The following is a 25354-nucleotide window of genomic DNA, read 5'->3' on the forward strand; positions in this document are numbered from 1 at the left end:
CACGAAGACACCTCTGGTACTCCGTGAACCGGTCGATCCGGTATGGGCGCGGTGGGCGCGACGCCGCACTCGCGCGAGATCCCCGACAGATCATGTGGACGAGAGCGACAGCCGATCGGGGCTGTCGTCGGCGGCGGGCGGGAAGCCTGCCGCGGGGTGCCTAACTGATGATCGTTCCTCCAACATCGCGGCCGCGGCGTGAAGACCTCGCCCCGGCTCTGTCACTTACATCACATGGCTGCCTGTCCATGCATTGCAGACACTAGGCGGTCAGTTAATAAAAAGAAACTTTTTCCGCTAAAAAACTCGGACGAACGACCAGTCTCTTCCGGAGGGTGCCCACGACCTGGACATGAGTGTGCGCTCCAACACATTCGCTCGCGCGGTGTGAGCTACCACACTTTCAGAACGGGAGACTATGAGCCGAAACGTTGCATCTGCGTTGCATCGGCACCCAGGCGGCGATCGAGCACCCGGATCTTGGCTTCGATCTGCGCATACAGGGGGGAATCACGGTCGACGGTCGAGCGGTAGGCGGCCCAGGCGGCGGCATCGTCACGCCCCTCCGGACCGGCCGTCCACCGGCGCAGCACGCCCGCGTCGCGCGAGGCGAGCACCGCGGTGCGCAGACGCACCCGCAACTCGTCGCGGATGTCGCAGATGCCCGGCGCGGAGGACCGCGGCAGCACCGGACCGGCGTACAAGCGCAATGCGGATTCGATATCACCGGTGTCGAGCGCGGCCCGCAGGGCCTCCACATCGGTTGCGACATGGACGCGCAGACGGTATGGGCGTGATCCGACCACGCTCGGGCCCACCACCGACCGTAATCGCGACATGGCGGCGCGGATCGTGCCGTTGTCCAGATCGGTGTCGTCGAGCAGCAGTGCCAGGTGATCGGCGCCCAGGCCCTCCGGATGCTCGGTGAGCAACAGCAGGATCTCGGCATGGCGCTGCGAGAGCGAGACCCGCTCCCCCGCCACACTCAGTTGCGGTTGCCCGAGCCCGAGGACGTCGAGTCCGAGTCGGGCCGGTGGCGTCTCGGCGATGTCGACGTCGTCCGGGGTAGGTGCCGGGACGGCGCGACCCGCGCGCATGGCCCGCAGCACCAGGTCCATCTCGGCGGCCGTCGCGGCGGCTTTCACCAGCGCGAGGATCTCGGGCTTGGCGACCCGCATCCCGCCCGCAATCATCAGCACCCCGATCAACCGGCCGTCCGGCTCGTGCACGGGGGCCGCGGCGCCGGTGATCTGGTGCATGCGGTGCAGGAAATGTTCGGGTCCGTGGATCCAGGTGGCGCGGCCGCTGCGCACGACGAGGCCGACCGCGTTGGTGCCGACGCGCCGCTCGCTGAGGTCGTCGCCTTCGCGCACGCCGATCTCGGCGACCGCCGCGACCTGCTCGGGATGACCGTGTACCGAGAGCACGCGACCGAACTGGTCGGCCACCGTCACGATGAGTCCGGCCCGCGCCGCGTCCTGGACCAGCAGTTTGTCGATCAGCGGCATGAGCGCCGCGATCGGATGGGCATCGCGATACCGCACCAGGTCGGCGCCGCGCAGACCGCGACCGTCGAGTACATCCGTCGGATCGACACCACCGCGCACACTGCGCAACCAGGATTCGAGAACGAGCGGACGCAACAGACCGGCCAGCTGAGTCAGCTGTTCACCACCGGCACTGAGAAATCCATGGGCCTGTGCGGCATAGGCTTCCAGAGCTCCGAGCTGTGCGCCCGACTCCGCCGCCTGCCGTGGGGGCCGCCCACCTGCAAGATTGCTGACCATTTGCCTTTCTTTCCCGATACAAACTGTACCGGTGACATATGGCGGCAACTGTCAGAAGCGGGGGTTTGTCCGGCAGGTCACATCGTGGTATCAGATGTCACTTCGTCACACTGCGAGCAGATCGGCTATGGCTGCGGCGAGCGTCACTACAGTGACCTGCGGTCCGCGTCGCAACGGCACCGGCACGATCGACAGGTCCACGACCATAAGGTCCTCGATTCCGTGTACCCGAGCCCCTTCGTCGACCACCGCGCGCTCGTCGTTCGCGGGTCCCATCCGGCAGGTGCCAGAAAGATGCTGGGAGGTTCCCAGGTGCCCGCGCAGCCACGTGTCGTCGAGGGTTCCCGGACGCAGATCGAACAGTTCCGCCGCGATCTCGACACCCGCGCGGAGGCGCTCGCGGTCGGCGGCGGCCCGCAGGTGGCCCTGGTCGACGCGGGCCGGGACGGACGGGTCGGCGGAGGTCAGGGTGAGTGTGCCGGTGGACTCCGGGTGCATGAGGGCCACCCCGAGCCTGCGCAGGCCCGGGGTGAAGGTGGGGGTGTAGGGGCGCAGTTCCAGGTCGTCGAGTTCGAGGACGTATTCGAGGGCGACGCTGGCGCGCGGCGAGGGTTGCCCGGGGAACTCGAGACCGATCTCGGGATGGTCGGTGCACCAGCGGCCGACCGGAGCGGGCCGGAGCACCGGCAGGCCCAGTGCGCGCAGCAGCGGCTCGGGGCCGATGCCCGAGCGGATGAGCAGGGCAGCGGATTCGATCGCCCCCGCGCACAGGATCACGCGGTCGGCGCAGGTCGTTCCGCGCTCGCGACCGCGCACCCACTCGACGCCGACCGCTCTGGTTCCGCGCAGCAGGACGCGGGTGACCGTGGTCGCGCCGGTGACCGTCAGGTTCGGGCGGGTGAGGGCGGGATAGAGATGAGTGAGCGCGGGGCCGCGGCGTTGTCCGTCCGAGATGGCCAAGGGGACCCGGCCGAAGCCGACCGGCGTGCTCCCCCGGCCCGGGACCCGCGCATCGTTCTCGCCATCGCCGCCGGTGCCCCGCGCGGCGACTGCCGAGGGATCGGCGGGGTGCGTCGACTGGGCGGTGGCATTGAGGTCGGGGATCTCGGGGTAGCCGGTGGCGGCGCAGCGTTCGGCGAATTCGGTGCTGAACGGGGTGGGGTCGGTGATCCGCTGGACCGGGATCGGGCCGTGGTCGCCGTGGCCGGGGTCGGTGCCGAAGTCCAGGTCGTGTTCGAGTGCCCGGAAGTAGGGCACCACCGCCTCGAAGGACCAGCGGGGGCTGCGGGCGACCGCGCTCCAGGCGGCGAAGTCTGCGGCGGGCGGGCGCAGGAAGTAGCTGCCGTTGATCGCGCCGGAGCCGCCGATCAGTCGACCACGCACCAGGTTTCCCGGATACCGCCAGAGCACGGCCGATTCCGGGCCGACCGGGAGGTGGGCGGGATCGAGCAGGTGGGGCGGGATGACGGCGGGTGACGGCCAGACCGGTCCGGCTTCCAGGACCAGGACCTCGTGGCCGGGGTCGGTGCTGAGCCGGGCCGCGAGGACACAGCCCGCCGAGCCCGCCCCGATGACGAGCGTGCGCGTCATCGGGCTCAGCTCGACGGCGTACTCGGCTTGAGCGCTTCGAAGCTGCGGGCGCGCAGGACGCCGAGCCACAGGCCGGTGCCGTAGGCGACGTCGTCGAGGCGCTTGTAGGCCACGTAGCGGATCGGGTCCAGGCCGCCCGCGTCGCGGTGGGTGAACCAGTCGGCCAGGCCGTCGGCCAGGGCCATGGTGATCGCGATCTTCCTGATCCGGCGCGAGGCGAGCACCGCCAGCAGTGTCACCGGCCAATAGTCGCGGCACATGGCCGAGGCCAGCCGCCACATTCCGGCGAAATAGCCGCGCGCGAGATAGACCGCCGCGATGCGGGTGGGGTTGTCCAGTTCGGTGAAGACGCGGCGCAGTTTGATCAGCGCCGAGCACAGCGTCACCAGGCCACCGAGCAGCCCCCATTTGGACAGGGTCGCGAACAGCAGACTGGCCAGCACCGTCCAGGTGGGCACCGACAGCGGCGAGACCAGCCGCGAGTGCCGTTTGCCCAGCGGTGCGGCCCCGGTGCCGTAGAACAGCTTTCGCCCGAACCAGGCGCGGAAGGCGACGCGGTGGTCGTGGGCCACGTGCGCGGCGGGTTCGTAGCGCAGCCGCCAGCCCGCGCGTTCGAGCCGCCAGCACAGGTCGACATCCTCGGCCACCTGCATGGATTCGTCGAAACCGCCCTCGCCCAGCAGCGCGGCCCGGCGCGCGAGCAGCGCCGCGCTGGGCACATAGGAGACGATGCCGCGCGCGTGCACCGCCGACTCGCGACGACCCAGATCCAGCGAGGAGCGGGTGTGCTCGTAGCGGGCCAGCGCGTTGGACGCCTTGTCCAGCGCGACGATCCGCGGCGCGACCAGCGCGACCTGCGGATCGCTGAAGTGCCCGAGCATGACTTCGAGCCAGCCGCTGCGCGGCACCACATCGGAGTCGAGGAAGGCCACGAACTCGGTTGTCGCCGCGCGCAACCCGGCATTACGGGCAGCGGCGGGACCGAGCGGGGACTCGTGGCGCAGCACCGTGACCTGGCCACGGCCCTGACGCGGCGGAATGCGCACCGGCTCGTCGGAGCCGTCGTCGACGACGATCACATTGTGTCCGCGCAGCGTGGCCAGCAGTCGCAGGACGCCGTCGGCGTTGTTGTAGAGCGGGATGACGACGGTGATGTCGTCGAGCGAGGGCAGCAGTCGCGGACGCGGATTCGCCACGCCGGAGTCGAGCAGCCGACGCGCGACCATCGCGGACTTGGTGTCGGTGACCTCCAGGTACCCGTCGCCGATCAGCTCGGCGGCCTCGGGGGCCAGGCGCAGCATCCGTGCGGGCGTTCCGCCGATCAGGATTCGGCCCCCGGAAAATGCGCGTACCCGTGGATCGATCCGAACCCCGAAGCCGTCGGGCAGACGATCATGGCGCATTCCTCGCATGCTATGCGCAATTGCGCTTCCAGACACCATCACCCCACAAAAAAGGAGGAAAGTCCGCTCGAATTCCGCGCGTGACCGGTTGCCGGACAGGTGAACAAGATCGGCAGCGTACTTCCGGCAACCGGCGTGTCTACCCGAGCGGACTCTCGTTGCACGCCTTGGCGGGCGCGCGTTTCACTGTCAAGGGCAGTGACACCCGTCCGCGTCCACCGCGCACCGGACGCGAATGGTCCACGGCAGGGCGCGGAATCGTGCGGCCCGGCATCGACAGCGCCGCTTCGCCGTAGCCCTGCACGCATTCCGGGTCGGGTCCGTTGGCGGGCAGGCCGGTGAAGAACTTGGCGGCCATGCAGCCGCCCCGGCAGGAGTCGTAGTGCGCGCACTTGGTGCAGGCGCCACCGTCGACCGGTTCGCGCAGTTCGGCGAACAGCTGCGAGGTGGTCCAGACCGCCTCGAAACCACCGTCGGCGACGATGTTTCCGGCCTTGAAACGGTCGTGGATGGCGAAGGGGCAGGCGTAGACGTCACCGACCGGGTCGACCAGGCAGACCACCCGGCCCGCGCCGCACATGTTCAGCCCCGGCAGCGCCGAACCGAAGGCGGACAGGTGGAAGAACGAATCGCCGGTGAGCACACCGTCACCGTTGCGGACCAGCCACTCGTAGAGCTCGCGTTGCTGCTCGGGCAGCGGGTGCAGTTCGTCCCACACATCGGCGCCGCGGCCCGACGGGCGCAGGCGGGTCAGGCGCAGGGTGGCGCCGTAACGGTCGGCGATGGCCTTGAATTCGTCGAGCTGGGCGATGTTGTGGCGGGTCGCCACGACCGAGAGTTTCGCGTCCTTGAAACCTGCCGCGGCCAGGTTGGACAGGGCCTTGATGGCGGTGTCGTAGGAGCCGGGACCGCGCACGTGGTCGTTGACCTCGGCGGTGGCGCCGTCGAGGGAGATCTGCACGTCGACGTAGTCGCTGGCGGCCAGCCGCGCGGCCACCTTCTCGTCGATGCGAACGCCGTTGGTGGAGAACTTGACTCCCACGTGGTGGGCGGTGGCGTAGTCGACCAGCTCCCAGAAGTCCGGGCGCACGGTCGGTTCGCCGCCGCCGATGTTGACGTAGAAGATCTGCATGCGCTCGAACTCGTCGATGAGCGCCTTGCACTGCTCGGTGGTCAGCTCGTTCGGGTCACGGCGGCCCGAGGAGGACAGGCAGTGCACGCAGGACAGGTTGCACGCGTAGGTGAGTTCCCAGGTCAGGCAGATCGGCGCGGCCAGACCGGATTCGAAACGGTCGATGAGCCTGCCGCCCTGGACGGAATCGGTGGAGGCAGGCATGCGCGCGGCCGTCACCGGGGTGACCGGGCCCGGGGCGGGCACGATCATGTCGGTGTCGGCCAGCTGGGCCAGCGCCGCGAGGTGGGTGTCGGACGCGCCGATGCCCTTGGCTCGCAGCGCCTCGCGCACCGAGGTGTGCGCGGGCAGCGACTGCACCACGTCGACCAGATCGCGGCTCTTGAGGAACGAGAGCTTGCGGGTGCCGAAGTGGTACAGCAGCGCGCCGAAGGATTCCGGGCGCAGCGAGACGCGCGGATGCAGCGCCCAGCGGGTGTCGAGATCGAGCACGCCTGCCTCCATGGTCAGTAGACGCCGCACATGCCGTCGATGCTGACCTCTTCGATCAGCGTCTCGGTGACCAGGTCTTCCTCGGTCTCGACGGTCGCGCGCGTGGCGTTCTCGGGCATGACTACCTCCAGTGTGTTGCCGGTCACCACGGACCTTAACGTCAGTGACTGCCATAAAGGAGCGGAATCGGAAAATCCCATCGCCTCGGCGAGCGTCCTTCGCACGATCCGCACAGCGCCCCCGCGTGATGTGCCACACCTCTAGACTTCGCAGAGCAGGACGGGAAGGGGCCCGACGGCCCGGCGGCAGTAGAGGTGAGGCAGAGGCTTGCGTAACCACGGTGGGGCGGGGAGCGGCGCGAATTCCACGCTCTCGGAAGCGGAGATCGTCGAGGCGGCGCTGCGCGTCGTGCGCGAAGACGGCGTCGAGAAGCTGTCCATGCGACGGCTCTCGCGCGAGCTCGGCGTCTCGCCGATGGCCCCGTACTACTACGTGGCCGACAAGCGCGAACTCCTCGACCTGGTGGCCAGCGCCGCGCTGGCCGGGGTGCGCAAGCCGCCGCGCGAGTCCGGGCCGTGGCAGGTGCGCCTGCGCGATCTCATCGATCAGATAGACGATAAACTGCGCAGGCATCCCGGCCTGGGCGACATCCTGCTCGAGCAGATGCTCGGCAAGCAGCTCGACCTGATCGACGCGGTGATGGAGATCCTGTTCGACGCGGGCTTCAGCGACCGCGACGTGCTGGCCGCCTACGCGACCATCCACACCTACCTGTTCGGCCGCAGCCGGGTGAATCCGCGGGACCGGTCCGCCCCGGCGGACGTGCTGCTGCCCGAGACGGTGGCCCGAGCCACGAAGTACATGTCCGACCTGCGCGGCAAGTACTCCTACGACTTCGGGATGGAGGTTCTGGTCGCCGGGCTCGAGGCGCAGCTTGCAGTGCGGGCGCGTTCCGACCTAGCATGAAACTGAAACACGTTCTAGTTTTGTTCGAGAGGACGACATGACCACAGTCGAGGTTCCGCACGGTTCGCGCTCGGTGGTGCTGCGGGTGGCCGCGGTGATCGCCGAAACGGCCGACACCCACTCCGTGGTCTTCGAGGTGCCCGCCGAACTGCGCGAACGGTTCACCTACCAGCCGGGCCAGTTCCTGACCCTGCGCATCCCCAGCGAGCAGACCGGTTCGGTCGCGCGCTGCTACTCGCTGGCCAGCTCGCCGTTCACCGACGATCTGCCCAAGGTGACGGTCAAGCGCACCGAGGGCGGTTACGGCTCGAACTGGCTGTGCGACAACGTCTCCGCCGGTGACGAGATCGAGGTGCTGCCGCCCTCGGGTGTGTTCACCCCCAAGAACCTCGACGAGAACCTGCTGCTGTTCGGCGCGGGCAGCGGCATCACACCGGTGATGTCGATCCTGAAGTCGGCGCTGTCGCAGGGCTCGGGCAAGGTGGTGCTGGTCTACGCCAATCGCGATGTGGAATCGGTGATCTTCGCCGGTGAGCTGCGCGAACTGGTCGGCAAGCACCCGCAGCGACTGACCGTCATCCACTGGCTCGAGCCGCTGCAGGGCCTGCCCACCGCCGACATGCTGGCCGGACTGGTGGCGCCCTACACCGCCTACGAGGCGTTCATGTGCGGACCGAAGCCGTTCATGGACCTGGTGCACGACACCCTGGCCCAGCTCGACGTGCCGCGCGCCCGCACCCACGCGGAGGTCTTCAATTCGCTGGCCGGTGACCCGTTCGCCGATCACGCGCCGGTGCAGGTCAGCGACGAGGAGGCCGCCGACGCGGCCACGGTCGAGGTGGAGCTGGACGGCGAGGTGCACGAGCTGTCCTGGCCGCGTAAGCAGACCCTCGTCGACATCATGCTCGACAAGGGCCTGGACGTGCCCTACTCCTGCCAGGAGGGCGAGTGCGGGTCGTGTGCCTGCACCGTGCTCGAGGGCAAGGTGGAGATGGGCAATTCGGAGATCCTCGATCCCGAGGACATCGAGAACGGGTACATCCTGGGCTGCCAGGCGCGGCCGGTGACCGATCACCTCAAGATCCAGTTCTGAGCCGGGTCTAGCGCATCGCGCGGTAGGCGGCGCGCGCGTCCGGGGGTAGGTGTTCGGTCGCGTAGCTCAGTGCGGTGCGGCCCATCGCCGCGGCGTGGAGGTCGAGGAAGTCGGTGAGCGCGGCGCGGTCGACGCGTTTGCCGACCTCGCGCAGCATCCAACCCAGCGCCTTCTGGATGAGATCGCGGCGGTCGTCGAGCAGTGTCGCCGCCAGCTCGAGGGTGGTGCTCGGGTCGCCCGCCTTGATGAAGGCGAAGGTGGACAGCAGGGCGACGCGGCGCTCCCACAGGGAATCCCGCTGTGCCAGTTGGAAGAGCAGGGCGCGGTCTCGGTCGAGTAGCCACGGGCCGACGATGTTCTCGGCGGAGGCGTCGACCAGGTCCCAGTTGTTCACCCTGCCCCGGCGGACCGCGGCCAGATAGAACTCGACCATCCGGGCGCGGGCGTCGTCGTCGCGGGTGCGTGGTTTCGAGGCGGCGGCGAAGCGGGCGTTCAGGATGAGCAGGGCGGCCAGGCGTTCCTCGTGGACGGGGCTGTCGAGGAGTTCGTCGATTCCGTCGAGGGGCAGGTCGGCGAACTGTTTGGCGACCTTGCGGGTGGCGGGGACGCGGACGCCGAGGAAGACGTCACCCTCGCCGTATTCGCCGGGGCCCGTTTTGAAGAAGCGTTGCAGGTGCTGGGCGTCGGCGGGGTCGGCGTGCGTGGCCAAGGCGGCGCGCACGTCCTCGGCGACAGGCAGTTCTGGCACGGTCCCCTCCACTATCGGGCGAGGGCGCCGAGCAGGCGGCCGGACTCGAAAGTCGCGGCACTCGCGGGTAATTCGCCTACCTGACCGCTGGTGCGCACGGTGACGGTGCCGGTGCCGGTGGTGGGACGGCCGAGTTCGTCCATCTTGCGGACGGTCTGGGCGGCGACGGCCTGGGCGCTGTCGAACAGGCGCACGCCGTCGGGCAGGGCGGCGACGATGGCGTCGATGACCAGCGGGTAGTGGGTGCAGCCCAGCACGACGCCCTCGACGTCGGCGGGGGTGCGGGTGGCGGCGTCGGCGATGGAGTCGCCGATGGCGGGCAGGTCGCCGCGGTCGATGGCGTCGGCCAAGCCGTGGCAGGCCACGCCGACGACCTTCGCGTCACCGGCGAAGCGGGCGATCAGGTCGGCCTGGTAGCGGCTGGCGGTGGTCGCCGCCGTCGCCCACACCGCCACCGAGCGGCACTGCGCGGCAGCGGGCTTGATCGCGGGCACGGTCCCGATCACCGGTACCGTCTCCCCCACCGCCGCGCGCACATGATCCAGCGCCGTCACGCTGGCGGTATTGCACGGCAGCACGATAACCTCGGCCCCGAGCTCGAGTGCCTGCCGGGCCGCGCCGAGCACCCGCTCGACCACCCAGTCCTCCGGCTTGGGGCCCCACGGCGCGCCGTCGGGGTCGAGCAGCAGCAGCAGATCCACATCGGGCCGCAACTTGCGCAACCACGCGGCCGTCGGCAGCAGGCCGAGGCCGGAATCGATGAGCGCGACGATCACCGGTCCACCGTATTACAGCCCGACGAACCGTCCCGCCGCGACCACGGTCACCGTGATCGCGGCGGTGGTCGTCGGGCGCCGGTCCGGATCAGCCCGCGGCGGCGAGCAGATCGGCGACCGGGGTGGCGGTGGTGAGCTTGGCGCGCAGTTTCATCACCTGGGCGGTCATGCCCGCGCCGAGGACGGCGGTGAGGATGCCGTCGCGGGAGTAGTAGGCGAGGAACTTGCGGCCGTCGTCGGTGACGACGGTGACGTCGTCGGCCGGAGACGGGGTGCCCAGGGCCTGGATCTTGAGGTCGTACTGGTCGCTCCAGAAGTACGGAACGCGGGCGGCGGTGGGGGCCGCGCCACCGAGCAGGGCGGTGACCAGGAGTTTCGCCTGTTCGCCCGCGCTGGTCCAGTGTTCGACGCGCTTGCGCACGCCGGTGTCGTGCTGCCAGGCGGCGACATCGCCGACCGCCCAGACGCCCTCGGCCGAGGTGCGGCCGGACTCGTCGGCGAGCACGCCGCCGCCCGCGCTGGGCTGGGCCAGCTCGACGCCGGAATCGGCCAGCCAGTCGGTGACCGGCACCGAGCCGACACCGACCACCACCAGGTCGGCGGGCACCTCGGTGCCGTCGGTGAGCACCGCGCCGCGCACGCGGTTCGCGTCGTCGGTGAGCAGGGTGTCCACGCCGACCCCGCAGCGCAGGTCGACCCCCTCGCCGCTGTGCAGCCGGGCCACCAGGCCACCGATCTGCTCGCCGAGCACCGAGGCCAGCGGTGTGGGCTGCGGTTCCACCAGGGTCACGTCCACCCCGGCGGCGCGGAAGCTGGCGGCCAGTTCGCAGCCGATGAAACCGGCGCCGATGATCAGCGCGCGGTCGGCGCCGTCGAGTTCGGCGCGCAGGGTCTCGGCGTCCTCGTGGGCGCGCAGCACGTGCACCCCGGCCACGGCGGGCAGGCCCGGCAGCCGACGCGGGCGCAGGCCGGTCGCGATGATCAGCTGGTCGTAGCCGAGAGCGGACCCGTCGGCCAGGGTGACGGTGCGCGCGGCCGGGTCGACCCCGGTCACCGCGGTGCCCAGCCGCAGCTCGATGTTCTTCTCCGCGAAGAACTCCGGCGGACGCAGCGTGGTGTCGTCGGTCTCGCCGCGCACGAACTGCTTGGACAGCGGCGGGCGGTCGTAGGGCGGACGCGCCTCGTCACCGAGCAGCAGCACCTCGCCCTCGTACCCGGCCCGGCGTAGTTCCTCGGCGGTGCGCAGGCCCGCCAGGCCCGCTCCGACGATCACGATGGGGGCGCTCATAAGTGTGTCCTCTCGGCATGTGCGTCCCGCCCTGCGTGCTCACGCGAGCCATCGCCGCCGAGAGCCGGGCCATGCTGTATTCCTCAGTGTCGCGGGCCACAACGGCCCCGAAATCTTTGTACCAGTGCGCCCGCCCACAGGTGACACCCACGTCGCAACCCAACCGTGCCGATTCCGGTATAGACCGGGCGGTCAATCAGGAGTAGACCGAGGTCAGAAGGATTTTTCGGCTCTTTCGAGGAGGCACAACCCATGTTCGACGACAGCCGCGCACAGGATTTTCTCGCCGTCGTGCTCGGCGCATTCACCGCGCTGTCCCCGCTGTGGGTCAGCACCAACGACAACGCCCGCTGGACCCTGATCGTGCTCGGCGTACTGATCGCCGCGACCGGGCTGGTCCAGATGGCACGGGCGAGCATGTCCGCCGCCGACTACGCGATGGGACTGTTCGGCGTGCTGCTGTTCATCTCGCCGTGGGCGATGGACTTCACCGCCTTCCGCGGCGCGTCCTGGACCGCGTGGGTGGTCGGGGTCGTGACGGCGGTGGTGGCGGTCGCCGCGCTGCCCGCGATGAACGCGCGCCTGCACAACATGGCTCCGCATCACTGATGCCGGGCCGACGGGCCGGGCGCCGCAACGCGAAACGCGATGGCGACGCCCGGCAACTCATCCTGGACGCCGCCGAGACCCTGTTCGCCGCCAAGGGCTTCGACGCCACGCCCACCGCCGCCCTGGCCGCGGCCGCTGGCGTCCCCAAGGGCCTGGTCTTCTACTACTTCCCCACCAAGAACGCGATCCTGTCCGCGCTCATGCGCGAGCGCGTCCCCGAGCGGCCGATCGAAGATCCGCACACCGTCGTCGCCCCCGGTGACCCCGCCACCAGCCTGATCAACCTCGACACCGCCATCAACCTGCGTGACCACCACTCCTCGGTGCTGCGCGTGATCATGTGGCGCGAAGCCGACACCCACCCCGACGTCCGCCGCCGCCTGCGTCAGCTGCGCGACCAACTCCTCGAGGTCACCGCCCGCGTCCTGCAGGACAGCGTCCCCACCCCCGTCCGTCCCAGCACCCTGCACGCCTGCGCGGCCGCCTGGGTCTCGGCCATGTTCGCCATCGCGGGCGCCGACCGTCTGCATGCCCTCGACGGGTTGCCGGTGCCCACCGCCGACGACCTGATGAACGTCGCCCAGGTCGTCGCGGCGGGCATGACCCAGCTCGGCTGACTCACGCGGCGACCGGGGTCGCGTCGCGGTCGCGCAGCACACGGACCGCGACCACGGCGACGAGCGCGTGCGCGGCCGCCGCGGTGAGCGCGACGATGTGCAGGCCGTCGAGGAAGGCCGTGCGGGCCGTGTCGAGTTGGGTGGGGAGCAGGCCGGGCAGCGACAGGGTCTCGCCGAGGGTGGGAGCGAGGTCGGGTCCGGTCAGCCGGAACAGCACGGCCGCCAAGGAACCGAACAGGGCGATCCCGAGGGCGTTGCCGAGCTCGTTGCTGGTCTCGGCCAGCGCGGCCGCCGAACCCGCCCGCTCGGTGGGGACCGCGGCCACGGCGATATCGGCGACGACGCTGAACGAGATGCCGTAGCCGACACCCGCGATGACGCTCGCCAGGAGATACCAGCCGAGGCCGCCGGAGGCACCGGTCGGCAGCAGCGCGAGCAGGCCGACGGCGATGAACACATGCGCGGCGACCAGCGCGGTCGACCGGCCGACCCGCTCGACGACCATGGGCGTCAGCACGGACGTGGCGGTTAGGACCAGCGCGCCCGGCACGGCCGACAGCGCGGCCTCGGCGACGGACAGCTCCAGGATCGACTGCAGGTAGGTGGCGCCGAGGTAGGCGGTGGCCGACCAGGCGGCCAGTGGTAGGAAGCCGGTGAGGATGGCCAGGGCGAACACCGGGCGGCGGAACAGCCCGAAGTCGATGAGCGGGTCGGCGATGCGTGCCTGCCGACGCGCGAACCAGCCCAGCACCGCCAGGCCGACGAACCCGATGACCAGCCCGTCCACCGACACACCCGTCGCGGCCGCGTGCTTCACCGCGTAGAGCGCCAGCAGCAGTCCGGTGGCCGAGGCGAGCACGCTGGGCAGATCGAACCGCCCCGTCGCACCGGTGCGGACCTCGCGCAGCAGGATCGGCGCGAACACCAGGAAGGCCAGCAGCACCGGCAGATTGATCAGGAACACCGCACCCCACCAGAACCGGCTCAGCAGTTGACCGGCCACGATCGGGCCGAGCGCGAACCCGGCGGCGAAGGTGGCGGCGAAGACGCCGATGGCCCGCGCGCGGGTCCGCGGATCGGCGAACAGGGTGCTCAGCACCGCCAGCGCCGAGGGCAGCAGCGTCGCCCCGGCCACGCCCATCACCACCCGCAGCGCGATCAGCAGCTCCGCACTGGTCGCGAACGCCGCTGCCGCCGACGCGATTCCGAAGACACCGGCGCCGATCAGCAACAGGCGCAACCGGCCGTAACGATCGCCGATGCTGCCGAAGGCGATGAGCAGGGAACCGACCGCGAAACCGTAACTGTCCAGAATCCACAGGGATTGGTCGGCGGTGGGCGTCAGGGCGTCGGTGATGGTCGGCATGGCCAGGAACAGGATCGAGCCGTCCATCGCGACGAGCAGCACGGGCCCGAGGATCACCAGGAGGCCCAGCCAGGCGCGCAGCCCGGCGGGAGCGGGTCGTTGTGTCATGCCTCCGAATCTGCGCCGCCCCGGCGCGGGCAACCAGCACCGGCGGCGGGTACACCCGCCAGGGATACCCACGCGCCGACGGCGGTGCCTACCATCGGGAAGATGGCGGTGGAGAGTCTCGGGACGTTCCTCAAGACGCGACGCGGGCGGGTCACGCCCGAGGCGATCGGGCTGCACACCTACGGGGCCACGCGGCGGGTACCGGGGTTGCGGCGCGAGGAACTCGCGCAGTTGGCCGGGGTGAGCGCGGGGTACTACACGCGGCTGGAACAGGATCAGGCGGGGACGGCGTCCGGGCAGGTCCTCGACGCCATCGCGCGGGTATTGCGACTCGATCCGGCCGAGGCGGCCCACCTGCGCAATCTCGCCGGACGGCCGAGCGCGCCGCGCCTGGTCGCACCCGAGGCGGAACAGGCCGCCCCGCGGGTCCTCGCGCTGCTCACCGCGCTCGGCGAGACCATGCCCGCACTGATCCTGGGTCGCCGCGGTGACGTGCTCGCCTGGAACCGCACCGGTCACGCCCTGTTCGCCGAACACCTGGACCTCGACGCGCCCACCGATCCCGACCGCCGCCCGTCGATCCCGCGACAGTTCTTCCTCGACCCGCTCACCAGGGACCTGCATCGCAACTGGGACGAGCTGGCCCGCGTCCACGTGGCCTATCTGCGGCTCACCGCGGGCCGCCATCCCACCGACGCGCGTCTGGCCGCACTGATCGGCGAACTCGCCATGCGCAGCGACGAATTCGCGACCCTGTGGGCGCGGGGTGAGGTCGCCGACTGCACCGTCGGGCGGATGCGGCTGCGTCATCCGACGATCGGTGCCGCCGACGTCGACTACCAGGTCTGGGTGCAGCCCGACAGTCCCGACCATCGGCTCGAGGTCTACACGCCCGGTGACGCGAGTTCCGCCGACGCGCTGCGGCTGCTGGCCGCCGGTCTCGAGACCACCGGCGCCGCACAGCCGAATCGTGATCCGGACGTGGTCGGCTGAGATCCGGTGGCGCCGCCGGGCATAAACCGGTCGGCGGCACCGTTCGTCCATGGAGTCGCCCGTTCGGTCCCTACCAGGAGGAGATCCGCTGTGTCCGAAGAGAAATTCGATCCGAGGGCGCTGCTCGCCGAAGCCCGACTCGGTGTGCTCGCGACGATCAAGCAGAACGGCCTGCCCCAGTTGTCGCCGGTGACACCGTATTTCGATCCCGAGGCCGGGACCATCTCCGTGTCCATGACCGAGGGCCGGGCCAAGACCGTCAACCTGCGCCGCGATCCCCGTGCCGCGCTGGAGGTGACCAGCGCCGACGGCTGGTCCTGGGCGACCGCCGAGGGCACCGTCACGCTGACCGGCCCCGGTACCGACCCGAACGGCCCGGAAGTCGAAGCCCTCGTCGACTACTACCGCGCGGCGGCCGGTGAACACCCGGACTGGGCCGAGTACCGCGAGGTGATGGTGTCGGATCGCCGCGTCCTGATGACGCTCACCGTCGAGCACGTCTACGGCGCCCGCATCCGCTGACCACGAAACCGCCTCGGCACCGGGAACTCTCAGGGCGCTGCCATGAACGCTCGGTACCGTGGGCGGCACGATCTCGTCCACATCAGGCAGGAGAAGCCGTTGAGTCAGCAATCACTGTTGCGTCGGGCCGTCCAGGGGATGAACGCGGGCGTGGTCGCGCTCGCCGAGGCCCCGGTCGTCGGTAACCTTCTCGGCAAGGCGTTCGCCCAGGTCAGCTATGTCGGCCGCCGTTCCGGCCGCACCTTCACCACCCCGGTCAACTACCGCCGCTCCGGCGAGGAGTAAGTCATCGGCGTCGCCCTGCCGGACAAGAAGAGCTGGTGGCGCAACTTCCTCGGCGAAGGCGCCCCGATCACCCTGCGCATCAACGGCGTCGACCACTCCGGCCACGCCGTCGCCCACCGCAACGAACGAGGCCAGGTCACCGTCCGCGTCCGGCCTGCCTGATCCACACCGTCCGGAGCCTCTACACGGAAACCATTGCGGCGCTCAGGGTTCCGGATCGGTCAGGAACGCGGTGACCTCCGGGGCGAAGCGGGCGTGTTTGACGGCGCCCAGGTGGGTGGTGTCGGGGTAGATCTCGAGGTGGGCACCGGGGATGCCGTCGGCGGTGTGGCGGAAGGTGGAGGTGGGGTAGTACTCGTCGCGGTCGCCGCCGATGACCAGGGTGGGGGCGGTGATGTCGGCGAGGCGGCCGTCGAGGTCGAAGGCGTCTTCGGCGCGGACGAAGGCGAGGGTGTCGGCGGGGTTCTTCGGGCGGACCAGCGGGTCGAGGAGCCAACCGGCGGCGCCGACGAGGCGGGCCTTGACCGGGGATTCGATGCCCTGGGTGAGCATGTGGTGCAGGGCGCGCTTGCCCGCCGCGACCCGTCCGAACATCTATGGCGCCCACGCTATCGCGAGGCACCGACATGCACGATGACTCTCGAAGTCATTGCGGAAGCCCGGAAACGCCGAACGGCGCCGCTCCCCGAGGGGAACGACGCCGTCGCGGTGTCAGCGAGTCAGAGACTCACTTGATGATCTTGGTGACGCGACCGGCACCGACGGTGCGGCCACCCTCACGGATCGCGAAACGCAGGCCCTCGTCCATGGCGACCGGCTGGATCAGCTTGACGGACATCTCGGTGTTGTCACCGGGCATGACCATCTCGGTGCCCTCGGGCAGGGTCACAACGCCCGTCACGTCAGTCGTACGGAAGTAGAACTGCGGACGGTAGTTGTTGAAGAACGGGGTGTGGCGGCCGCCCTCGTCCTTCGACAGGATGTACGCCTGGCCCTCGAACTCGGTGTGCGGGGTGGTGGTGCCGGGCTTGACGACAACCTGGCCACGCTCGACATCTTCGCGCTTGATGCCACGAACCAGCAGACCGACGTTGTCGCCCGCCTGGCCCTGGTCGAGCAGCTTGCGGAACATCTCGATACCGGTGACCGTGGTCTTGGTCTTGTCCGGACGGATGCCGACGATCTCGACTTCCTCGTTCACGTTGACGATGCCGCGCTCGATGCGACCGGTGACGACGGTGCCACGACCGGTGATCGTGAAGACGTCCTCGACGGGCATCAGGAAGGGGAGCTCGGTCTCACGGACCGGGTCCGGGATCGACTCGTCGACGGCGTTCATGAGCTCGACGATGGACTCGGCCCACTTCTCGTCGCCCTCGAGGGCCTTCAGGCCGGAGACGCGCACGACGGGGGCATCCTCGTCGAATTCCTGCGAGGCCAGCAGCTCGCGGACCTCCATCTCGACGAGCTCGAGGATTTCCTCGTCGTCGACCATGTCCGACTTGTTCAGCGCGACCAGGATGTAGGGCACGCCGACCTGACGGGCGAGCAGCACGTGCTCACGGGTCTGCGGCATCGGGCCGTCGGTGGCGGCCACGACCAGGATCGCGCCGTCCATCTGGGCGGCACCGGTGATCATGTTCTTGATGTAGTCGGCGTGACCCGGGGCGTCGACGTGCGCGTAGTGGCGCTTCTCGGTCTGGTACTCGACGTGGGAGATGTTGATCGTGATACCACGAGCCTTCTCCTCCGGCGCCTTGTCGATCTGGTCGAACGCGAACGCGTCGTTCAGATCCGGGTACTTGTCGGCCAGCACCTTGGTGATGGCAGCCGTCAGCGTGGTCTTGCCATGGTCGACGTGACCGATGGTGCCGATGTTGACGTGGGGCTTCGTCCGCTCGAACTTCGCCTTCGCCACTGTGGTCCTCCTGGACTAGTTAGTGCGTGCTTTTTTGCAGCAGTGCGGTTAATAAGGGGGGTCGTGCTGACGCCCGGTTGCCGGGGCCAAGCGTACTCGGCCCCGGCAAGCGAATTACTCGCCGGTCGCCTTGGCGATGATCTCCTTGGACACGTTGGCCGGAACCTCAGCGTAGGAGTCGAACACCATGGAGTAGTTCGCCCGGCCCTGGGTCTTCGACCGCAGGTCACCGATGTAGCCGAACATCTCCGAGAGCGGAACCAGCGCCTTGACGACACGGGCACCACTGCGTTCCTCCATGGCCTGGATCTGGCCACGGCGGGAGTTGAGGTCGCCGATCACATCGCCCATGTAGTCCTCGGGCGTGGTGACCTCGACCGCCATCAGCGGCTCGAGGATCACCGGACCGGCCTTGCGGGCCGCTTCCTTGAGGGCCTGCGAACCCGCGATCTTGAACGCCATTTCCGAGGAGTCGACGTCGTGGTACGCGCCGTCGAGCAGGATGACCTTCAGGTTCACCAGCGGGTAACCGGCGAGCACGCCGTACTGCATGGCGTCCTGGGCACCCGCGTCGACCGACGGGATGTACTCACGGGGCACGCGACCGCCGGAGACCTTGTTCTCGAACTCGTAGGTCGCGCCGTCTTCGCCGACGAACGGCTCGACCGCGATGATGACCTTCGCGAACTGGCCGGAGCCACCCGTCTGCTTCTTGTGGGTGAACTCGAGCTTCTCGACCTTCTTGGTGATGGTCTCGCGGTAGGCCACCTGCGGCTTGCCGACGTTCGCCTCGACCTTGAACTCGCGCTTCATGCGATCGACGAGGATGTCGAGGTGGAGCTCGCCCATGCCGCCGATGACGGTCTGGCCGGTCTCGGCGTCGAGCTTGACCGAGAACGTCGGATCCTCGCGCGCCAGCTTCTGGATCGCGGTGCCGAGCTTCTCCTGGTCGGACTTGGTCTTGGGCTCGATGGAGACCTCGATGACCGGGTCCGGGAACGTCATCGACTCGAGGACGACCTGGTTCTGCGGGTCCGACAGGGTGTCACCGGTGGTGGTGTCCTTCAGACCGATCACGGCGTAGATGTGACCCGCCGAGGCCGAGGGAACCGGGTTCTCCTTGTTGGAGTGCATCTGGAACAGCTTGCCCAGACGCTCCTTCTTGCCCTTGGTCGAGTTCACGACCTGGGCACCGGAGTCGACCTTGCCCGAGTACACGCGGACGTAGGTGAGCTCGCCGAAGAACGGGTGCACCGCGATCTTGAACGCCAGCGCCGAGAACGGCTCGTCGGCGCTCGGCTTGCGGGTGACGACCTCGTCTTCCTTGCCGGGCAGGTGGCCCTCGACCGACTCCACGTCCAGCGGGGACGGGAGGTAGTCGACGACGGCGTCGAGCATGGGCTGCACGCCCTTGTTCTTGAACGCCGAGCCACACAGCACCGGGTAGAGCTCGGAGCCGATGGTCATCTTGCGGATGGCGCCCTTGATCTCCTCGATCGAGAGCTCCTCACCACCGAAGAACTTCTCCAGCAGCGCCTCGTCCGACTCGGCGACGGTCTCGAGCAGCTCCTGGCGGTACTGCTCGGCCTTCTCCTGCAGGTCGGCCGGGATCTCCTTGACCTCGTACTTCTCGCCCAGCTTGGTCTCGCCGGTCCACACCTTGGCGTTCATCTCGACCAGGTCGACGATGCCCTCGAAGGTGTCCTCGGCGCCGATCGGCAGCTGGATGACCAGCGGCTTGGCACCGAGACGGTCCTTGATGGTCTGCACGGTGAAGTAGAAGTCCGCGCCGAGCTTGTCCATCTTGTTGACGAAGCAGACACGCGGCACGTCGTACTTGTCGGCCTGACGCCACACCTGCTCGGACTGCGGCTCGACACCTTCCTTGCCGTCGAAGACGGCCACGGCGCCGTCGAGCACACGCAGCGAACGTTCCACCTCGACGGTGAAGTCCACGTGGCCCGGGGTGTCGATGATGTTGATCTGGTGCTGGTTCCAGAAACACGTCACCGCCGCGGAGGTGATGGTGATGCCGCGTTCCTGTTCCTGTTCCATCCAGTCGGTGGTCGACGCGCCGTCGTGCGTCTCACCGATCTTGTAGTTCACACCGGTGTAGAACAGGATGCGTTCGGTAGTGGTGGTCTTGCCCGCATCGATGTGGGCCATGATGCCGATGTTGCGGACCTTGTTCAGGTCGGTGAGCACGTCCTGTGCCACGGAAATCTTCCCCGCTCGTAGCTAGTTGGGATTCTCTGGTACGACCCTGGTTCGGGTCGTCACTATGTCAACGCCGGAAGCGGCACCGAAGTGCCACTCACGACTGTGAGCCTTCCGGCGCCGACACGAGCGACGGGCCGGGCGGCAATCACCAGCGGTAGTGCGCGAAGGCCCGGTTGGACTCGGCCATCTTGTGGGTGTCCTCGCGACGCTTCACCGAAGCGCCGAGGCCGTTGCTGGCATCGAGGAGCTCGTTGGCCAGACGCTCGACCATGGTCTTCTCGCGACGGGCGCGGGAGTAGCTGACCAGCCAGCGCAGCGCCAGGGTGTTGGCGCGGCCCGGACGGACCTCGACCGGCACCTGGTAGGTGGCGCCACCGACACGACGGGGCTTCACCTCGAGGGCGGGCTTGACGTTGTCCAGCGCGCGCTTGAGGGTGACGACCGGATCGGTGCCGGTCTTCTCACGCGCCTGCTCGAGAGCACCGTAGACGATGCGCTCGGCGGTGGACTTCTTACCGTCCAGCAGGATCTTGTTGACCAGCTGAGTGACCAGCGGCGACCCGTAGACCGGGTCGTTGATCAGCGGACGCTTGGGTGCGGGGCCCTTGCGTGGCATATCAGCTCTTCTCCTTCTTGGCGCCGTAGCGGCTGCGGGCCTGCTTGCGGTTCTTCACACCCTGGGTGTCCAGCGAGCCACGGATGATCTTGTAGCGGACACCGGGGAGGTCCTTCACACGACCGCCACGAACGAGCACCATCGAGTGCTCCTGCAGGTTGTGGCCCTCGCCGGGGATGTACGCCGTGACCTCGACTGCGCTGGTCAGGCGAACGCGCGCGACCTTACGGAGCGCGGAGTTCGGCTTCTTGGGGGTGGTGGTGTACACGCGGGTGCACACGCCACGACGCTGCGGGCTCCCCTTCAGGGCCGCGGTCTTGGTCTTGGAGACCTTGTCGCGACGACCCTTGCGGACCAGCTGGTTGATGGTTGGCATATACCGGCTTTCTTGGCTCATCCCCGCGCCCGCGGGGACCCTGTGGTGTTGGTCGACGTTTAACCTGCACGTCCAGCCACGTTTCCTTTGACCCGCGGTCGGGCGTGTCGCGCGCAGGTCAGGGCCCCTTTTCAGGGCACGCTGGAACGTACCGGCCGCTCTCGCTGGCCTACGTTCACGCACGAACTTGCCCGTAGCAATCCGGGCACAGGGATCCACGATACCCGCGTGCCCGAATCGGGGTCAAAGTGGGGTCCGCCATCCGGGCTGCTACCGGGCCAGATCCAAGGTCAGCTCCACCAATTTCTGTGCCGCGGCGCAGGGGTCGGGGTGGGCCGAACCCGGTCGGTAGTTGATCCACCAGCCGACCACACCCACATCGGCGGCCGGTGCGGTGACCCCGCAGGAGTCGTTGTCGTTGGGTCTGCGGACCTGCAGGGCCCGGCGGCCCTGCACGGTGATGTCACCGGTGGTGTAGCCCAGTTTGTCGTTGGTGGTCTTCTCGTTGTTCAGCGTACCCATCTCGTACCAGTTCAGCGTGGCCATGGCCTCGCCGCCGGGGGCATCGGAGATCGTCCACATGCAGACGGCGCCGCTGAAGGAGGACTCGACGCTCTTCGCGCCGCCGACGATCTCGCCGATCTTGTCCTTGGTCACCACATCGCATTCGCGCAGCAGTTTGTCGAAGTCGGTGTTGATCGATTCGCCACCGCCCCCGCTGCCCACCGGTTGGGCGTTGCCCTCGACCTTGTCGCCACAGCCGGTCAGCACCACCCCGCTCAGCAGCGCGACCGCGGCCAGTGCGCGGCGGGCCCTCATCCCAGCCGTCCCACGGTCAGCTCGGCCAGTTTCCTGGCCTTGTCGCAGGGGTTGCCGCCGACCGCGAAGACGCCGTTGTTGGTCGACCATTCGAAGAAGTCGTCGTCGATCTGGACCGCGAGATCGCAGATCGCGCCGTCGGGGTCGAGGGCCTGGAAACCGGTCCGCCCGCCGACGTCGATGGTCTCCGGCGGTCGTCCGACATTGGACACCCACGCCTTCTCCCGGTCGATCGGGCTGCCCCGGTAGGAGGCGAAGGTCACACTGGGACCGGCGATTCCGGAGCCCTGGTAGGCGCAACCGGTGGCGTTCTTGAACACCTGCGAGATCTGGCCGAGCCCACCCAGCGCGCGCACCTCGTCATCGGTGACATGACCGCACTCGCCGACGAACGGACCGAGCGCGGCGACCTTCGGTGGTGGTCGCATCGATCCGGTCGGCGCATCGGAGTCGCCCCCCGATCCGCACGACGTCAGCACGACAGCCAAGGCCATGCCGGTGATGACCGCCGAGGGGATCCGCATGCCATGAACTGTAATGGCTGCCGGGCGGCACTCACAGATTGCCGCGGGCCTCCTGTTCGCGTTCGATGGCCTGGAACAGGGCCTTGAAATTGCCCTTGCCGAAGCCGAGTGAGCCGTGTCGCTCGATGAGTTCGAAGAAGACGGTGGGGCGGTCGCCGAGGGGGCGGGTGAAGATCTGCAGCAGATAGCCGTCCTCGTCGCGGTCGACCAGGATGCCGCGGCGCTGTAGTTGTTCGACCGGCACGCGGACGTGGCCGATCCGGGCGCGCAGTTCCGGGTCCTTGTAATAGGTGTCGGGGGTGGCCAGGAACTCCACGCCCTCCGCGCGCAGGGCGTCGACGGTGGCGAGGATGTCGCCGGTGGCCAGCGCGATGTGCTGCACGCCGGGGCCGCGATAGAACTCGAGATACTCGTCGATCTGGGATCGCTTGCGGCCCACCGCCGGTTCGTTGAGCGGGAACTTCACCCGGTGGTTGCCGTTGGCGACGACCTTGCTCATCAGCGCGGAGTATTCGGTGGCGATGTCGTCGCCGACGAATTCGGCCATGTTCGTGAATCCCATGACGCCGCGGTAGAACTCGACCCAGCGGTCCATCATGCCCAGTTCCACATTGCCGACGACGTGGTCGATGGCCTGGAAGAGCCGGTGCGCGCGCGGGGCGCGGGCGGAGGTGCGGCTGATGTAGCCGGGCAGGTACGGCCCGGAATAGCCGGACCGGTCGACCAGGGTGTGTCGGGTCTCTCCGTAGGTGGCCAGCGCGGCCGAGCGCACGGTGCCGAATTCGTCGCTCTCGTCGTGCGGTTCGACCAGGATCGTGGCGCCGTGCGCGCGGGCCCAATCGATACAGCGGTCGACATCGGGGACCTCGAGGGCGATGTCGACGACGCCGTCGCCGTGCCGGTCGTGATGGGCCACCAGCGGACTGTCCGGGTCGACGGCGCCGGTGATGACGAAGCGCGCGCCCCCGCTGCGCAGCACGAACGCCTTGTGGTCGCGGTTGCCGGTCTCGGGCCCCGAATAGGCCTCCAGCCGCATGCCGAAGGCGGACTGCAGGAAGTGCGCGCTCTGGGTCGCGTTACCCACCACCCAGACCAGCGCGTCCCACCCGATCACCGGAAACGGATCGACACTGTCGTCGTGCTCGATCAGCCCGACGAGCTGCTGCTCAATGGTCATGACCAAGGAGAACTCGACCCGCCGCACCTGGGCAACAACACCAGTTCCGCCTGGACATGCTGACACGAGAAGCCACCGGATCGGCCCCGATGGTGGACAATTTGAATAGCACCCGATCGTGTCGGAACACGGAGGTCACGCGATGCGCACGCCCGCGAAGCTGGACGAACTCGATCTCGCGATCCTCGACGCGATGCACCGGTTCCAGAAGGCCGGAATCCTGGAACTGTCGCGCCGGACCAAGGTCGCCCGGGCGACGGTGCAGGCGCGGATCAACCGGATGGAGGAATCCGGGGTGATCGCCTCCTACGATCCGCAGCTCGACGTCACCGCGGCCGGTTTCGAGGTGCAGGCCTTCGTCACCCTGGAGATCGCGCAGGGCGCGCTGGACGCGGTGAGTGCCGAGCTCGCCGCCATCCCCGGCGTGCTCGAGGCCTACGCCACCACCGGCTCCGGTGACGTGCTGTGCCGCATCGGCGCCGACTCCCACGCGGGGTTGCAGGCGGTGCTGCTCAGTATCGACCGCACGGGCTCGGTGGTGCGCTCACACAGCGTGATCGTGCTGTCCACAGTGGTCGCCCGGCGGACCATGCCGCTACTGCACACGCTGACCCCCTCCGGCACGGCCAAGGCGCCCGCCTATCGCGAGCAGCGCTGAGCGGCACTCCCGCGGCGCACGACGCGGCTACGACTGGGCACGCACGCCACTGCGGCCAGGGCACGCGACTGTGGTCCCGGCGCGCGGGGAGTGGCCGTGCCGGGCGCGAGGCGGGCCCGTGGTCTCCGGCTAGGGACGCAGGTCCGCGCCAGGCGCGAGTATTTCGACCCGTGCCTCGGATTCCGGCTCCAGAAAGGCGAGCAGCGCCGATGCCTCCGAGTCCACCTGTGCCGCTTCATTTTTCGTCCACGTACGGGTGGGGCTGATCCGCAGGCGGGCGACACCGGATTTCACGAAGACCTTGTACAGGCCCGCCACGAACCCGTCGACCAGCACCGGGGAGACCATGGTGCCCGCGGCACGCGGTGGCGACACCTCCGGCTCGACGACCACCCGTGCGCGGTCCTGATGCGAGAGCAGCGCGTTGTCGTACCAGCCGAGCAGGCGGACCGGCGCGGGCAGATCCGGATCGGCGAGGTCGAGGTCGGCGGCGTCGTAGAGGGTGCGGCCGCGTTCGTCGGTGTAGGTGCGGACCCGGTCGCCCAGTTCGGCCACGGCCTGCTTCATGGCGGGTAATCGCGACCAGGTCTGCATGTCCATGGTGGTGGCCGGGCCGAAGGCGCGCAGGTAGCGCAGGATCAGCTCGGCGACCGGGTAGTCCGGGTCGGTGGGGGCGCCGAGCCAGGGCTGCACGCGCGACCAGACCGGTCTGCTGTTGTCGCGCCAACGGCCGCGCGGCGGGGTCTGCAGGACGGGTAGCTGGTACAGCCAGGTCTGCACCACGACGCCGGGGTCGCGGTCGGGATAGCGGCGGGCGGCCTCGGCGCGCAGGTCGGCCGCCGACATCGGCTCGTCACCGAGGACCTGCTCACCGTGCGCGCGCACCTCGTCGAAATCCAGGCCGACCATCGCGCCGTAGTTGAAACCCTTGCGCTGCGGGACCTTCTCCAGCTCCGGCTGGATGAGCGGGGCGATGCGCAACGCGTCGGGCGGGGTGACCAGGTGGATCGTGCCGCGCATCAGGGTGATCCGCACCAGCGAGCGGTCGTCGAGGGCGGCCGACACCGTCGCCGGGTCGAAATCGGCTGTCCGACTCCACAATCCGATGAACGGTGGCGGCACGTCCTGGGCCTGCAGGCCGATCAGGTGCTCGCACATCCGCGCGGTGCTCAGGGTCGAGCGCTCCAGCAGGTGCTGGCGGGCGAGCAGGGTGCGGTTGAGCACCCGATTCGACAGCGGCATGCGACTCCCCTTCGACGGCGCGGCGACGA

26 protein-coding genes are annotated in these 25354 nt (G+C 68.9%); 8 read left to right on the top strand and 18 right to left on the bottom strand.

Features of this window, described 5'->3' with window-relative positions; translation table 11 throughout:
• Window positions 1–416: 416 nt before the first annotated feature.
• The 5 genes from QC180_RS05220 to mftA all read right to left on the bottom strand — a co-directional run bounded on the left by QC180_RS05220 (window position 417) and on the right by mftA (window position 6523).
• A complete protein-coding gene (locus QC180_RS05220; RefSeq protein ID WP_278261444.1) occupies window positions 417–1787 on the bottom strand; it encodes a GAF domain-containing protein in 1371 nt (456 codons plus the stop codon).
• Window positions 1788–1892: 105 nt separating this feature from the next.
• A complete protein-coding gene (locus QC180_RS05225; protein WP_278261445.1) occupies window positions 1893–3377 on the bottom strand; it encodes a GMC family oxidoreductase N-terminal domain-containing protein in 1485 nt (494 codons plus the stop codon).
• A gap of 5 nt (window positions 3378–3382) precedes the next feature.
• Entirely contained in the window at window positions 3383–4780 is a 1398-nt protein-coding gene (gene mftF, locus QC180_RS05230; RefSeq protein WP_278261446.1) for a mycofactocin biosynthesis glycosyltransferase MftF, read from the bottom strand.
• A 139-nt stretch (window positions 4781–4919) separates the two neighbouring features.
• Window positions 4920–6416, bottom strand: coding sequence for a mycofactocin radical SAM maturase (gene mftC, locus QC180_RS05235; RefSeq protein ID WP_278261892.1), 1497 nt, complete (start codon window positions 6414–6416; stop codon window positions 4920–4922).
• 2 nt (window positions 6417–6418) lie between these two features.
• Complete coding sequence (gene mftA / locus QC180_RS05240) at window positions 6419–6523, bottom strand: mycofactocin precursor MftA (protein WP_278261447.1); 105 nt, start codon at window positions 6521–6523, stop codon at window positions 6419–6421.
• Window positions 6524–6731: 208 nt separating this feature from the next.
• Between mftA and mftR2 the strand changes: the two genes are divergently transcribed.
• Together mftR2 and QC180_RS05250 are read left to right on the top strand one after the other, a co-directional pair.
• On the top strand, window positions 6732–7370 hold the full coding sequence (gene mftR2, locus QC180_RS05245; protein WP_278261448.1) for a mycofactocin system transcriptional regulator MftR2: 639 nt from the start codon (window positions 6732–6734) through the stop codon (window positions 7368–7370).
• A 37-nt stretch (window positions 7371–7407) separates the two neighbouring features.
• A complete protein-coding gene (locus QC180_RS05250; RefSeq protein ID WP_278261449.1) occupies window positions 7408–8463 on the top strand; it encodes a ferredoxin--NADP reductase in 1056 nt (351 codons plus the stop codon).
• Between the two features lie 7 nt (window positions 8464–8470).
• On the opposite strand, the gene QC180_RS05255 is transcribed toward QC180_RS05250, so the two are convergent.
• The 3 genes from QC180_RS05255 to QC180_RS05265 form a co-directional block, all read right to left on the bottom strand.
• Window positions 8471–9211: a DNA alkylation repair protein gene (locus tag QC180_RS05255; protein WP_278261450.1), complete on the bottom strand. Its 741-nt coding sequence runs from the start codon at window positions 9209–9211 to the stop codon at window positions 8471–8473.
• Window positions 9212–9222: 11 nt separating this feature from the next.
• On the bottom strand, window positions 9223–9987 hold the full coding sequence (locus tag QC180_RS05260) for a glutamate racemase (protein ID WP_278261451.1): 765 nt from the start codon (window positions 9985–9987) through the stop codon (window positions 9223–9225).
• Between the two features lie 88 nt (window positions 9988–10075).
• A complete protein-coding gene (locus tag QC180_RS05265) occupies window positions 10076–11275 on the bottom strand; it encodes an NAD(P)/FAD-dependent oxidoreductase (protein ID WP_278261452.1) in 1200 nt (399 codons plus the stop codon).
• Window positions 11276–11527: 252 nt separating this feature from the next.
• Here QC180_RS05265 and QC180_RS05270 point away from each other — a divergent pair, with 252 nt between their 5' ends.
• Window positions 11528–11884 carry an SPW repeat domain-containing protein gene (locus QC180_RS05270; protein WP_278261453.1) on the top strand — a complete coding sequence of 119 codons (357 nt, stop codon included), beginning with the start codon at window positions 11528–11530 and terminating at the stop codon, window positions 11882–11884.
• Entirely contained in the window at window positions 11884–12501 is a 618-nt protein-coding gene (locus tag QC180_RS05275) for a TetR/AcrR family transcriptional regulator (protein ID WP_278261454.1), read from the top strand. The genes QC180_RS05270 and QC180_RS05275 overlap by 1 nt, the downstream gene beginning before the upstream one ends.
• 1 nt (window position 12502) lies before the next feature.
• Here QC180_RS05275 and QC180_RS05280 read toward each other — a convergent pair whose 3' ends face one another.
• The gene (locus tag QC180_RS05280; RefSeq protein ID WP_278261455.1) at window positions 12503–13975 is read right to left on the bottom strand and encodes an MFS transporter; all 1473 of its coding nucleotides are present in this window, start codon (window positions 13973–13975) and stop codon (window positions 12503–12505) included.
• Between the two features lie 102 nt (window positions 13976–14077).
• On the opposite strand from QC180_RS05280, the gene QC180_RS05285 reads away from it, so the two are divergent.
• From QC180_RS05285 to QC180_RS30195, 3 genes are all read left to right on the top strand, one after another.
• Window positions 14078–14968 (top strand): helix-turn-helix domain-containing protein, encoded by an 891-nt coding sequence (locus QC180_RS05285; RefSeq protein WP_278261456.1) that lies wholly within the window; start codon window positions 14078–14080, stop codon window positions 14966–14968.
• A 90-nt stretch (window positions 14969–15058) separates the two neighbouring features.
• Entirely contained in the window at window positions 15059–15490 is a 432-nt protein-coding gene (locus tag QC180_RS05290) for a PPOX class F420-dependent oxidoreductase (protein WP_278261457.1), read from the top strand.
• Between the two features lie 99 nt (window positions 15491–15589).
• Window positions 15590–15775, top strand: a complete 186-nt coding sequence (locus tag QC180_RS30195; RefSeq protein WP_347567304.1) for a hypothetical protein — start codon at window positions 15590–15592, stop codon at window positions 15773–15775.
• A 204-nt stretch (window positions 15776–15979) separates the two neighbouring features.
• Here QC180_RS30195 and QC180_RS05300 read toward each other — a convergent pair whose 3' ends face one another.
• From QC180_RS05300 to hppD, 8 genes are all read right to left on the bottom strand, one after another.
• The gene (locus tag QC180_RS05300) at window positions 15980–16369 is read right to left on the bottom strand and encodes an alpha/beta fold hydrolase (protein WP_278261458.1); all 390 of its coding nucleotides are present in this window, start codon (window positions 16367–16369) and stop codon (window positions 15980–15982) included.
• A gap of 133 nt (window positions 16370–16502) precedes the next feature.
• Window positions 16503–17693 carry an elongation factor Tu gene (tuf, locus tag QC180_RS05305; protein ID WP_278261459.1) on the bottom strand — a complete coding sequence of 397 codons (1191 nt, stop codon included), beginning with the start codon at window positions 17691–17693 and terminating at the stop codon, window positions 16503–16505.
• Window positions 17694–17807: 114 nt separating this feature from the next.
• Window positions 17808–19910 carry an elongation factor G gene (fusA, locus tag QC180_RS05310; RefSeq protein WP_278261460.1) on the bottom strand — a complete coding sequence of 701 codons (2103 nt, stop codon included), beginning with the start codon at window positions 19908–19910 and terminating at the stop codon, window positions 17808–17810.
• 148 nt (window positions 19911–20058) lie between these two features.
• The gene (rpsG, locus tag QC180_RS05315) at window positions 20059–20529 is read right to left on the bottom strand and encodes a 30S ribosomal protein S7 (RefSeq protein ID WP_019049358.1); all 471 of its coding nucleotides are present in this window, start codon (window positions 20527–20529) and stop codon (window positions 20059–20061) included.
• Window position 20530: 1 nt separating this feature from the next.
• Window positions 20531–20905, bottom strand: a complete 375-nt coding sequence (gene rpsL, locus QC180_RS05320; protein WP_019049359.1) for a 30S ribosomal protein S12 — start codon at window positions 20903–20905, stop codon at window positions 20531–20533.
• Between the two features lie 270 nt (window positions 20906–21175).
• On the bottom strand, window positions 21176–21724 hold the full coding sequence (locus tag QC180_RS05325; RefSeq protein ID WP_278261461.1) for a DUF3558 domain-containing protein: 549 nt from the start codon (window positions 21722–21724) through the stop codon (window positions 21176–21178).
• Complete coding sequence (locus QC180_RS05330) at window positions 21721–22248, bottom strand: DUF3558 domain-containing protein (protein WP_278261462.1); 528 nt, start codon at window positions 22246–22248, stop codon at window positions 21721–21723. Before QC180_RS05330 ends, QC180_RS05325 begins: the two co-directional genes overlap by 4 nt.
• A gap of 31 nt (window positions 22249–22279) precedes the next feature.
• Window positions 22280–23425: a 4-hydroxyphenylpyruvate dioxygenase gene (hppD, locus tag QC180_RS05335; RefSeq protein WP_278261463.1), complete on the bottom strand. Its 1146-nt coding sequence runs from the start codon at window positions 23423–23425 to the stop codon at window positions 22280–22282.
• Between the two features lie 142 nt (window positions 23426–23567).
• On the opposite strand from hppD, the gene QC180_RS05340 reads away from it, so the two are divergent.
• On the top strand, window positions 23568–24083 hold the full coding sequence (locus tag QC180_RS05340) for an Lrp/AsnC family transcriptional regulator (RefSeq protein ID WP_278261464.1): 516 nt from the start codon (window positions 23568–23570) through the stop codon (window positions 24081–24083).
• A 129-nt stretch (window positions 24084–24212) separates the two neighbouring features.
• Here QC180_RS05340 and QC180_RS05345 read toward each other — a convergent pair whose 3' ends face one another.
• Window positions 24213–25325 carry a winged helix DNA-binding domain-containing protein gene (locus QC180_RS05345; protein WP_278261465.1) on the bottom strand — a complete coding sequence of 371 codons (1113 nt, stop codon included), beginning with the start codon at window positions 25323–25325 and terminating at the stop codon, window positions 24213–24215.
• Window positions 25326–25354 lie beyond the last annotated feature (29 nt).

The organism is Nocardia anocheti (assembly GCF_029675105.1).
In the GTDB taxonomy this organism is placed as follows: domain Bacteria; phylum Actinomycetota; class Actinomycetes; order Mycobacteriales; family Mycobacteriaceae; genus Nocardia.